General features: G+C 34.2%; 10 protein-coding genes and 2 pseudogenes. 11 read left to right on the forward strand and 1 reads right to left on the reverse strand.

All coding sequences use genetic code 11. The annotated features are described in order from the left end of the window. Nucleotides 1–137 precede the first annotated feature (137 nt). The 10 genes and pseudogenes from AC0NJG_RS21095 to AC0NJG_RS21140 all read left to right on the forward strand — a co-directional run bounded on the left by AC0NJG_RS21095 (nucleotide 138) and on the right by AC0NJG_RS21140 (nucleotide 10,712). Nucleotides 138–1,370, forward strand: a complete 1,233-nt coding sequence (locus tag AC0NJG_RS21095) for a DUF4073 domain-containing protein (protein ID WP_474063372.1) — start codon at nucleotides 138–140, stop codon at nucleotides 1,368–1,370. A 332-nt stretch (nucleotides 1,371–1,702) separates the two neighbouring features. After that, nucleotides 1,703–2,698 carry a D-cysteate sulfo-lyase gene (gene cuyA / locus AC0NJG_RS21100; RefSeq protein ID WP_087953151.1) on the forward strand — a complete coding sequence of 332 codons (996 nt, stop codon included), beginning with the start codon at nucleotides 1,703–1,705 and terminating at the stop codon, nucleotides 2,696–2,698. 133 nt (nucleotides 2,699–2,831) lie between these two features. After that, nucleotides 2,832–3,251 carry a YhfM domain-containing protein gene (locus tag AC0NJG_RS21105; RefSeq protein WP_140168653.1) on the forward strand — a complete coding sequence of 140 codons (420 nt, stop codon included), beginning with the start codon at nucleotides 2,832–2,834 and terminating at the stop codon, nucleotides 3,249–3,251. A 938-nt stretch (nucleotides 3,252–4,189) separates the two neighbouring features. Then, a complete protein-coding gene (locus tag AC0NJG_RS21110) occupies nucleotides 4,190–5,635 on the forward strand; it encodes a L,D-transpeptidase family protein (RefSeq protein ID WP_087953153.1) in 1,446 nt (481 codons plus the stop codon). 372 nt (nucleotides 5,636–6,007) lie between these two features. Then, entirely contained in the window at nucleotides 6,008–6,223 is a 216-nt protein-coding gene (locus AC0NJG_RS21115; protein WP_016717976.1) for a hypothetical protein, read from the forward strand. A 109-nt stretch (nucleotides 6,224–6,332) separates the two neighbouring features. Next, nucleotides 6,333–6,635: pseudogene (locus AC0NJG_RS21120) on the forward strand (LysE family translocator); the annotation flags it as partial. Between the two features lie 605 nt (nucleotides 6,636–7,240). Continuing rightward, nucleotides 7,241–8,485: an MFS transporter gene (locus tag AC0NJG_RS21125; RefSeq protein WP_474063373.1), complete on the forward strand. Its 1,245-nt coding sequence runs from the start codon at nucleotides 7,241–7,243 to the stop codon at nucleotides 8,483–8,485. A 5-nt stretch (nucleotides 8,486–8,490) separates the two neighbouring features. Continuing rightward, nucleotides 8,491–9,777 (forward strand): ATP-grasp domain-containing protein, encoded by a 1,287-nt coding sequence (locus tag AC0NJG_RS21130; protein WP_173602008.1) that lies wholly within the window; start codon nucleotides 8,491–8,493, stop codon nucleotides 9,775–9,777. A 132-nt stretch (nucleotides 9,778–9,909) separates the two neighbouring features. Beyond that, on the forward strand, nucleotides 9,910–10,071 hold the full coding sequence (locus AC0NJG_RS21135; RefSeq protein WP_033691926.1) for a hypothetical protein: 162 nt from the start codon (nucleotides 9,910–9,912) through the stop codon (nucleotides 10,069–10,071). A 254-nt stretch (nucleotides 10,072–10,325) separates the two neighbouring features. Then, nucleotides 10,326–10,712, forward strand: a complete 387-nt coding sequence (locus AC0NJG_RS21140; RefSeq protein ID WP_140421268.1) for a DUF1259 domain-containing protein — start codon at nucleotides 10,326–10,328, stop codon at nucleotides 10,710–10,712. A gap of 197 nt (nucleotides 10,713–10,909) precedes the next feature. Here AC0NJG_RS21140 and AC0NJG_RS21145 read toward each other — a convergent pair whose 3' ends face one another. Beyond that, nucleotides 10,910–11,881, reverse strand: coding sequence for an NAD(P)H-dependent glycerol-3-phosphate dehydrogenase (locus AC0NJG_RS21145; protein WP_474063374.1), 972 nt, complete (start codon nucleotides 11,879–11,881; stop codon nucleotides 10,910–10,912). 223 nt (nucleotides 11,882–12,104) lie between these two features. Between AC0NJG_RS21145 and AC0NJG_RS21150 the strand changes: the two are divergent. Then, nucleotides 12,105–12,380, forward strand: a pseudogene (locus tag AC0NJG_RS21150) (YwbE family protein); the annotation flags it as partial.

A 12,380-nucleotide genomic window follows, 5' to 3' on the forward strand; every position in this document is an offset into this window, starting at 1 on the left:
CAAAATCTCTTAAAAAACACTTAACTTTTAACTCCATCTATCTTTACAATGCCTCCCTATAATGTGAATTGGACAAGCACCTAAGAGAAAGCAGAACATGTCAGTTTGTACATTCTATTATTAGGGGGAGAATTTGTATGAAAAAGACAGTTGCTTCGTTATTGGTTATGACGGCATTATTACCGACGTTTTCAGCACATGCGGAAGGGAAAGAGCAAGTTCGAAAATCGGCTACAACTTTTAATGTTATTAGTGATATTCAAGGGGATTTAGGGGATTTTGATCACGTATTAAAAGATATGAACAAAGTGACGCCACTTTCTAGAGCACTTATTATGAATGGGGATATAACGCCAACGGGACAACAGTCACAATATGATGATGTGAAGCGTGTGTTAAACAAAAATAAGCATCCAGAGAATGTATGGTCGGCTATTGGGAATCATGAGTTTTATGCTGGTAAATGGACAGCTGATGGGAAGCTCTCTCAAAGTACATGGCCAAATGGTGTAACTGAGGAAACTTTATTTAACCGCTATCTGAAATTTAGTGGACAAGAAAAGGTATATCATAAAAAAGAATTAGACGGTTATCCGCTTCTATTTTTAGGAACTGAAAAATATATGAAATACCACGATTCAAAAATGTGGGACGAAGTATATATGAGTGATGAGCAACTAGGTTGGTTAAAACAAAATTTAGAAGAATACAGTCAAAAAGATAAAAATAAGCCAATCTTCATTTTCTCTCATCACGTTTTACCTGATACTGTGTCTGGGTCAAGACAATCACCATATTTACAGGACTATTTAAACGTTGATAAATTGTACGATATATTAAAAGACTATCCGCAGGTCGTTTTCTTCACGAGCCATACGCATTGGGATTTAAACTTACCGGACTGGGCTGGTAAAAAGAAAATTGCAGGCGGAGATAAAAAAGGATTTACTGTTGTAAATACGGGCGGAATTGAAACGGGCTGGATGTCGGCTGGACCAAATGGCGGAGAGAAAACTGCTCCTGATGGCTATTCATTTAAACAAGGGTTGCAAGTGAAAGCATACGGTAATGATGTGATTGTAACAGCTTACGACTATAAACGTGATAAGGATATAAAGAAGCTATTAATTAGTGATGCGAAAGTCGCACAAATGGCACCAAATGTAACCGCTGATGATAGTAAAAACGTAATCGTCGGTGCAACGGAGTATATGGAGTATAATGTAGAAGGAGCGGATGAGTGGCATACTTATAATCCAGGAAACCCGCCCAAATTTGAGGGGGACAAAACCGTATACGTACGCCATAAAGGCGAAATGAATTTAGAACCAGGATTAACACAGCTACTTCGATTTTCTGCAAATAAGTGATTGGAAGAGGGCCTACTTTTTAAAGAGTGGGCTCTTTTTGTTTTGTCATTTTTTGTCGATAAGTCGATATATTGAAAAAATCGTTGATATATTTCAAGTTATGAACGATATATTTGAAAAATCGTCGATATAAATTTCATGTACCGTAATATGGTTAAAATCATTATTATAATTTCATGTGCCGTATTGAAGATAAAACCTTTAATGCAATTCCATTCGCCAAAACCGAATTCCAACATATTTTTACCCCAGAAAGATGACTTCATCATTTTTACATGTAATAATAGTATCGTTACATACATTGTGAAAGAAGTACAAAAGGAGCGTTATTCATGAATTTAGCTAAATTCCCGAGAAAAAAATATACAGAGTCATATACACCAATTGAAAAATTAAACAATTTTTCTGAGGCACTTGGTGGGCCGACTATTTATTTTAAACGAGATGATTTACTTGGTTTAACAGCTGGTGGTAATAAGACGAGAAAGTTAGAGTTTCTAGTTGCGGATGCGCAGGCAAAGGGTGCAGATACGTTAATTACAGCTGGCGGCATTCAATCAAATCATTGCCGCCTAACACTTGCAGCTGCGGTAAAAGAAAAAATGAAATGTATTCTTGTATTGGAAGAAGGGCTTGAGCCAGAAGAGAAGCCAGACTTTAACGGAAACTATTTCTTATATCATTTATTAGGTGCTGAAAATGTCATTGTTGTACGAAACGGAGCAGATCTTATGGAAGAGATGCATAAAGTCGCGAAAGAAGTTAGTGAAAAAGGTAGTACACCATATGTAATACCAGTTGGTGGTTCAAATCCTACTGGCGCAATGGGGTACGTTGCTTGTGCGCAAGAAATTATGGCGCAATCATTTGACCAAGGAATTGATTTCAGTTCAGTCGTTTGCGTAAGCGGTAGCGGCGGTATGCACGCTGGTTTAATTACAGGTTTTGCTGGAACACAAAGTAACATTCCAGTAATCGGCATTAACGTAAGTAGAGGAAAAGCAGAGCAAGAAGAGAAAGTAGCAAAACTTGTAGAGGAAACTTCAGCTCACGTTGGCATTCCAAACTTTATCCCGCGCGAAGCTGTTACATGCTTTGATGAATATGTAGGACCAGGTTACGCGTTACCAACGCCGGAAATGGTGGAAGCAGTGCAATTACTTGCGAAAACAGAAGGTATTTTACTGGATCCAGTGTATACAGGTAAAGCGGTAGCGGGATTAATCGACTTAATTAGAAAAGGTACATTTAAAAAAGAAGACAAAATTTTATTCGTACATTCAGGTGGTTCACCAGCTTTATATGCGAATACGTCTTTATTTGCGTAAGTGTAAAAAGCATTGGGTATCCAATGCTTTTTGTTATATAATGGAATTATTAGAAGGTGAGAAGGGGAGTATATGAGTTCAAATTTAAAATGGATTATATACACGGTACTTGATTGAAATGAGGTAGATGAATATGAAGGATAGAAATTTATCTGTAGTTTTTATCGCCATAGTTATATTCATAGTAACGGGCTGTTCGAATATAATAGGAAATGAAGATCAAACAATCAAAGTGCAAAAACATGTTGATAATAAATATGAAGATTTGAAGGTAGTTACAGATAATAAGCAAGTTCGGCAAGTAAAGAAAATATTAAATGATGCTCATTTTGAAAATAAAAAAGTGGAAATGTCTCGTCCAGCTGATTATCACTTTATTTTTCAATTTAAAAATCCGAAAATAGAGGCAAAAGCTGTGTTGTATCAAATTTGGATAAGTCCTAATAAGGATAAAATAGAAATCATAGCGGGGAATAGTCAGTACGTTCAATTAGAAGGGGAAAATGCAGCCACGTTGTTTCAGATTGTTACAGGGGAGAAGTTAGTTGAATAAATGTATATGGAGTCTACAGTTTTTTGTTTTGGAAGATACTTAGTTTTCAAGAAAAATAGCCATCTTTTATATTGGAATAAACTCTGAGAGCGAATTAAACAGAAATTGAACCTTGACTTGATGAACGTGAAGTTTTACCCTTATAAATGCAAAAAAAACACCTTAAAGCGTCCATTAATCCGCTAATGAAAATAAAACTAGTAAATATATTGTTTTTACAAAGATTCGATGGTATGTTTAATTTTCTCAATATAATATTTTGCTTATATAGGAGTGGCTATTTGAATAAATTTATATTATTGGTTTTATTGGTTACATGCTGCCTTACTATTGCAGGATGTTCTAATAATAGGGTTATAACAAAGAATGAGTCAAAAACTTCAACACCTGTAAAGGTTGAACGTATCAATAAAGCGTGGTACAAACGTATATAATAGTTTAAAGAATTTTAAAATTGTTGATGATAAAAGGTCATAAGGTGAAATGAGTTAGCCTAATAGTAGATGTTGTGAACTTTGGTGAAAAGCGAAAAGCATAGGGAATTCTATGTTTATAAAAATACGATATTAAAATGTTCACAAAAAAGAGTCTACATGTAGACCCTTTTTTGTGGATATTTTTCATAAATAGAAGACATGCTAAGGTGCTGTGCTCTAACTTGAACCTACTAACATTTATTTCACTAAGTTAAAGTTCATGGAGAGTACCACTCTTCAAAATTCAGGGAATGCTAGGGGCCTGTAATAGCTCGATTGATGTGGTTCCTTTTCCACTTTATCTACCATATTTATATATCTTTCTATAAAAAATCTAACTTTTAACGATTAAATGAGATAAATCCTAGTTAAAAACAATGAAATTTCAGGGAAAATAAGGTACACTATTCAATGGTTTTGGTTTAAAATCAATTGACGTTAATGTATACGGGGGAAAGATTGATGAACAACAATACAGTAAATGAATCTGTTGAAGAAGTTGAGAAAAAACGGGTAAGATCCAAAAAACGTTTTACAAATTGGAAGCTTATCGCAGCAGGTGGCGGTGTACTTGCACTTCTCCTTGGGGGAATGAGCTATTATCAGGCAACTCACTTCAATTCTAATGTTACGATTAATGATACAAAAGTCGGTGGTTTGAGCGCTGATCAGGCAATACAGAAATTAAAAACATCTGGATTAGCAAACAAAGTCTATATTGATAAAGAACAAATTTTAGATGAAAAAGAGACAAAGACGGAACTGACGGAAAAAGATTTGCCGCAAGTTAAGAAACTATTAAAAAGCCAGTGGACATTTTTCCCTTCTTCAAAGGAAAAAGATTATTCATTGTTACCGAAAGAAGCGGATCAGTATCGTAGTGAAACGATGAAAAAACTTGTAGAAGAAAAGCTTGTTTCCATGAATGAAAAATTAAAAGCACCTCAAGATGCTATGGCGAAGCTTGAACAAGGAAAAGTTGTAATTTCGAAGAGTGTTGATGGAAAACAGTATGACGTTGCGAGTTTACTAAAAGATTACGATAAGCAGAAACATAAAAGCGAAATCCATCTAAAGTCTGCATACATACAGCCTATTAAAGAAGACGATCCGATTATTAAAAAAGAAGAGAAAGCATTACAAAATCTTCTTACGCAGTCTGTTGATTATAAAGTGCAGGATGAAGTGTATTCGTTAAAAGCGAAAGATTTAATTCAAAACGCGTCTATGTCAAAAGATATGAAGGTGACAATCGATGCGAGCGAAATTAAGAATAAGATTGCTGAAATTAATAACGCTAAATCTACATTACATAAAGACTTCGCTTTTAAAACACATTCTGGTTCGGTTATATCAGTAAAAGGTCAAGGATACGGCTGGGCACTAGATGTGGAAAAAGAGACAAAACAAGTTCAACAAGCCTTTGAGAAAGGTGAAAAATCACTTTCTGCTTCTAATATTCATGGAAATGGTTGGGAGAAGGAAGGGATCGGTTATAAAACAACATCGAATAATGGTATTGGAGACACATATGCAGAAGTTTCCATTGCAGATCAACAAATTTGGATTTACAAAGATGGGAAATTAGTCGTCACAACAAATGTAGTAACGGGTAAACATAGCACAGGTGAAGATACATCACCAGGTGTGTGGTACGTTCTATACAAACGAACACCATATACGCTAAGAGGCAGCGCAGTAGGGAAAGCTGATTATGCAGTGAAAGTAGATTACTGGGTTCCATTCACAAATAGCGGTCAAGGATTCCACGATGCCGGCTGGCGAAAAGACTGGGGAAGTAATGCTTATTTAACAGGAGGATCAGGCGGGTGTGTAAATCTTCTTCCTAACGTTGCAAAAACTGTGTATGATAGTTTGAACACGTATGATCCAGTTATCGTGTACTAGAATATAATTGCGCATTAAAAACTTAAACGAGTAAACAAAGCAGGAAATTTTACCTGATGGTCCATGAAAAAACACCTCTTGCATTCGCATACTAAGTGTGCAAATGCAATGGAGGTGTTTTTGTTTGAAGACAAGAGTTCATTGCTTATAAGAAGCAAAGTGGAGAGAGATTCAGATGAAGAAACAGGTTTTCAAATAGTCAATAAAATTGACACTGAATATCATTTTCATTTATGATGGAATCGTCGTATGTAAATAGATATGATTTTCGTGAAAAAGTTTACTAATATAATAGATTTTTATTAAGGTGTCACATTCAAAAACTATCACTAATTTTTTCAAGAATTTAAAAGTAGGAAAGGGTAATATAAAATGAACTGGAAAAAAGGCGGATTATGGATTATTATTTTTTTCATTGTAAAAGGAACGATTTCTACACTTTTAATCGTTACAGGTGCTAAATATTTTGATTTATCATGGATGCAACTTGTCGTATTGATACTGACTTTATTAGTGATTTCTCTAATAAGCCGAAAATTGCTGTATAGATATAAACAAAACAAAAAGCAAAAAGAGCTAAATATATAAGGAAGCCCCAGAGATCTTTGGATTTCTGGGGCTTTACTTATTCAATAGTGAGTTTTGGCTCCGTGATACGAATGGTATACCACATCAGTTTTATCGGTTGTAAATCAAAAGAAAGATATATTTACAAGGACTCTTAACAAGTCTTACGAACCCAAAAGTCTCTTTATTCTTTATTGCATTTCTGCCGCAGTTTATAGATACAAGGGCTTCAGGTCCTATACCTTTTATCATTTTAGGAATTACTTTTACAGTAACTGGACTATTGTGGTGTTTATTTGTTGCTTATTTCTCTTCCTATGTCACCAAAAAATTAAGAGGAAATCAAAAGGTAGGAATGATTCTAAATAAAGTAACAGGACTGATTTTTATTAGCATGGGGTTAAAGTTGCTTCAAACGAAGGCTCCTCAATAAACATGAATAATAAAAAAATGCCCCCCTTTTAAGAGATGTTATTTTTAATTTAAGTTAATTTCTATATATTAAAAAGCCCCTTCAAATTTGAAGGGGCTTTTTGCTTGTTATTTTGGTTTATCTAAAAATTTATCCCATAGGGCTTGATGTATTTTAATCAATTGTCATGTATATATGTGTCCTCCAATAACAAGGTTAAATCCATTCAGTTCGTCATCGTAGCTTCGTTATCTTGCTATTACATTCCAAAATGCGTACAACAGCGTGCCTGCAAGGTTATACTGATGCTGGAGGTGATTCAAAGTGACATACAATCGGAAAATGAATTCGAAACAAACTAATTAATAAACTGATTCTTACAAGCAAATTCAATCCGTATATCAATTGATTTATAAATGAATGCGGAAGTATCTTTCGGAAGGTGAGCTTTTCATTAGCCAGGTAATTTTTAAACATCAAGTTTTCATTTTGAAACTAAACTCGCTTGTATAGCAGGTTTCGAATTTTTATGTGGTACAGACATTAGTTGAAAGATAGTTTTTGCCTACTCTGACTTATATCGTAAACTTGATAATTTATAAAGATGGATTTAACGGGGGGATATTATGAAAGGTAGCAAACATTTTAATTTTCACAAGCTTTGTCTAGGACAGTCTATAAGTTTGTTAGGTACTCAGTTTACAATAGTAGCTTTGCCACTTTTTGCATTAGAGGTGTTACAAACAAGTGAAGCAAATGCTGCTATGCTTCGTGGGGTTATATTCGTCCCTTACCTAATTTTTGGGTTAGTAGCCGGTGCTTTAATAGACATTTTTCATAGGAAAAATGTTTTGCTAATTTGTAGTATATGTCAAGGCATATTGTTTTTATCAGTATTCATACTTACTGTAACAAATATAATTACGTTCCCTTTATTGGTGTTTATCATGTTTTTAAATGGAATATTCACCACGTTTTACAACATTGCCATTCCTTCTTTCTTACCGGAAATCGTAACAGATAAAGACAACTTAAAAAAAGGAAATGCTCAACTAGCACTTTCGGAGTCTCTTTCTATAGTAATTGGTCCTATGCTAGCTGGAATCGTCATTACTCTAGTCGGATTAACAGGATCGTTTACTGTTGACGCAGTAACGTATTTTGTTTGTTTTATGTTTGTATTATTTATTTCAAAGTTTAAACCGCATACAGAGGGTTCTTTAAAAGACGTAAATTTAAAATCCATATACGAAAACATATATGAGGGTTTGATATATTTCAAAAAACACCCTGTATTAGAGCCAATTGTGACATGTGGTGCTGTTTACGGTTTTTTTAAATACATACTAAATAGCATTTTAGTAATATTCCTTTATAAGGTAATGGGGCTATCTGAAATTGAAATAGGATTTGTTGTAGGTTCAGCAGCAGTAGGGTTTTTAATAGGTAATACGGTTCTCATGAAAAAGAGTCAACAAATTAATAATACAAAAATGCTTATTTATAGCGCTACTGTATCAGTTACCGGTTTGGCTTTTATACCGATAATGGGATATATGGGAACAGTTTACGGTATAGTAGCCGCAAGTATCATACATGGTATGGGAGAAGGTGTATTTGGCCCTTACGCTGCAACTATAAGACAACTTGCCTCACCAAATCACATGCTGGGCCGAGTAAATGCTGTACAGCGCACGCTTAATTGGGGAGCTTGGGCATTGGGAAGTTTTGCTAGTGCATTTTTAATTTCTATATTCGGGCTTCAAACTACGTTATTTATAGGAGGTTTCGGAACAACATTGTGTTTAGTTGCGTTGTTAAGACGAGGCGTATCAAAAGTAACTGACATTGAATATACGAGTTCATTTTAGAGGGGATGATTATGATGCATAAGGTATTAAAAGGAACTGACATAGAAAATAAACCACACATTTTATTTATAGGGGGATGGACAAAACCTATACAAGATGCATTAGACAGTGGGTATACTGTTTCGTATATAGGCTCTTACGCTAAACACATATATTTTGATGGAGTTATCTTAGAAAAATGTTTCTATAAAAAAGAATTAGACACAACAAACATACCCTTGTCTATATACTATGCTGAAGAATTATTTAAAGAGCGACCCTTTCATGTGGTTGTGTCTTTTAACGAAACAGCATTAGATACGGCTTGCATAATTGCAAAGATTTTTAATGTTAAAGGACCTTCTTACAATGCTAATATGATAACTCGCAATAAAGACATGATGCGTGAAATTCTAGCAGGTAAGGACTTTTCGATAGATTCGACAGTTTGTAATAATACTGAAGACATTAATGAATTTTTGAATAAAAAAGATAGTGTTATAATAAAGCCGCCGATTGGGGCAGGGGGTAAAGGAGTATGTAAGCTAAACTCGGGAGATGACGTAGGGGTGTTTATTAAAGAAAATGGTATTCAACTACCTGTTTTAGTGGAAGAGTATGTGGAAGGTGATATAGTTTATACGGTTGAAACCGTTTCTTATAACAAAAAACATTCTATACTTGCTATATCAGCTGAAGTATGTAAAGAAGATACATTTATAATAAACTATACGATTATGCCAGCACCTATAGATGAATCTCAAAAACAATTCATTATGGAGAAAGTAATGTTATTTTTAGACGATATAAAAATGGAAAATGGCATTACTCATACAGAAATAAAGTTAGACAAACAAAATAAGCCAATAATTATAGAGTCTCAAGTTAGAATAGGTGGTGGCAACATCTGGAAGATGGTGGAACTAACAACTGGCATATCTCAATTTGGATACTATTATGATGCGCTAGCTACTGAGATTATAGATGAATTTAGATGTGTACCTTCAAAATATCAAGCTATGTCTTTAAGCTTGATTCCAAAACCAGGTTGCTTAAAAGAAATCAAGTATAAAGAGTTAACTAACATATCCGAGATCGTATTAATTGATCTAGTAGTAAAAGAGGGCGACACCATACCAACTATTGTAGATAGTACGCAACGCAAAGGGGCTATATTATTTACGGCTAATGATATAAAACATATGTATGAAGTTGCAGAGGAAATATGTAACAAAATAACGTTTGTTTATGAGGATTTCTCAGAATGGAAACCTTCTTTTAAAAATATATGTAAAAAGAAATGTGGCAAATGACTGGTCTATATAAAGAGAGGAATTTTTGAATTCCCTGATAGTGCTAAACCTAAGCAAAATAATTAACCATCCTATGCAAGAAAGTTTAGATAGCTAAAAGCATATGCTTTATTGAAGGGGTGTGATTGAATTATGGAACGGCCGAATTGGGGAATTGGAGGATTAGTATTCGTTGGCTGCATGTTTCTGGGCGGAGGAGTGGGATCTATGTTAGGTAATGCCCAAACTGGATGGCTCATAGGAATGGGTGTTGGATTTCTTGGGATGGCTTTAACGAGACTGATTAGAAAGTAATATAACGTGGATTCTTAATATCATAAGCGCTCCATACATTACAGTTAGAACTTTCTCTTTTGTATTGGCCTTTTCTAAATTTTTTTTCATACATAGATATGATTCTCAAGTCGGAGGATGGCACCTTAGGGTGTATTTTTTCTGCTCTTTAAAAGATTCCCAGTATCTTTTTTATAATAGAATAGATTCATTACCGTTTCAGACTTGTGTATTTATTCATAACCTAACAGTAAAAAGGGGGGATGATGAAAGGTATGGCGTGTAATGATGAATTAATTTGTCAACAGTTTGCAAGAATTATTGGTGGGCAAGAAGGATTTGCCGGTGGAAAATGCGTGGCAACGATAAATCGGGATGAAATAAAAGCAACAATTTTAGGGAAACGTTTTAGGGTAACAAGTTCCTTCTCATTCGAATCAAGAGATCAAAAAACTGGACGGGCATTATGTCTAGGACGGGTAGCACTCTTACAAAAAGAAGTCAATGGATTCGTTGCTACAATTATTAAACAAGGAATAATTGTTTCGTCTATACACAATGAGTGGTTATGTGATGATCCAAATTTAATTTACGTTAATATTGAAGACGTTGATGATCCGCTAAGCTTCGCAAGGAAAGTTAGAAGAGCGTTATGTAATTAACTTATTTCTTTCGTTAAATGAGTGATTTGGTTAATTAGGATATTTCATATTATTGAAAGGTTTTATAAAGTGAAAGAAGGCGTTCCATATATGGAATGCCTTCTTTTGATGTTTTTGTTGTTAATGTGGGTTGTTACATTGTTTTAATTGATTATATGTTACTTATCTTTCAACAGAAAGAGTTGGGGGAGGTATCCTTAAAATTCAAATTTAACAGGTCTTAAAAAAAGTTCTTCTAATGTATTTTTTGCATCTTTATTTTCAAATAAAATCTCATATAAAGCGTTACTAATTGGAAGCTCGACATCGTATTGTTTAGATAGTTCTTTCAATGCTTTTACTGTTGAAACTCCTTCTGCCAACTTTTCGAATTTTTGACCTGAGACAAACGCTTCTCCGAATTTTCGGTTATGACTATGTAATGAAAATAATGTGGCCTCATAATCTCCTAGATGACTCAATCCGTATATCGTTAAATCATTTCCTCCCATAGCTGTAACCAAACGTGAAAGTTCTCTTGTCCCTCTAGCCATGAGTGAACCTTTCAAACTGCTGTAATTCAATCCATCTAACATTCCTGCGGCAATGCCCATAACATTTTTTGTAGCAGCTCCTATTTCATTGCCAATCAAATCTTGTCCGTAGTAAAACCGTATTAAATCACTATTAAATTCCTGCACAATTTCCTTAGTGATACTAATATTCTCAGATCCAATCACCATACAATTCGGAATGTCATTTACAAAATCCTGTACATGTTCAGGTCCTACCCAAACAGCTAAATTGACATTTTTTTCAATGGTTTCACTAAATACTTGAGAAAGTCTCTTTCCGCTTGTTGCTTCAAGTCCTTTCATACATAAGATGAAGGTTTTTCCTTGTATTTCATTAATTAAGTTTAATTGACTAGCAAACGAACGTAATTCTTGTGCACTAATCGATATAATAATAATCTCCGCAAATGAAATTGCTTTATGTAGAGAATTACTTAGCTCAATATCTTCTGAGAGCGTAAGATAATCATTTTTTCTAGTTTCACTTAATTTATGATAATTTCTTGAGTTTTCTCTGCCACATAACATGACATTATGACCAATTTTGTTAGCATACCAAGCTATAAAAGTACCCCAACGCCCACAACCAAGAACTGAAATGTTCAATAATCTCACCTTTGTCTTTATAAATTTTTATGATGTTTCCCTTTGCATGAATGGCTCTATTTATATTGTTTAATATTTGATATACATTAACAAATATCCTTCTTCTAATTGTAATACCTAGTATTTTACGGGGAATTAAATGCATACGACAAATTTTGACAAAGGAATACATATACTTTTGCTATACTATGAAAGTTATTGATTTGTAATGTATAAATAGGAGGATTTTTAAATGTCAAAGAAATTGTTATTAATTGCACTTATGAGTTTATGTGTAATTGCTTTAAGTGCTTGTAAAGGTAATGAAGAAAAATTAAAGGGCGCACCAGATGAGCAAAAAGTGGATGAAGACAAAAAAGTAGCAGAGGAAGAAAAGAATAAACAAGAAGAGCAACAAAAAGCAGAAGAAAAACGTAAACAAGAAGAGCAACAAAAAGCAGAAGAGGAAAAACGTAAACAAGAAGAGCAACAAAAAGCAGAAGAAAAACGTAAACAAGAAGAGCAACAA

The organism is Bacillus sp. SSR7 (assembly GCF_055902415.1).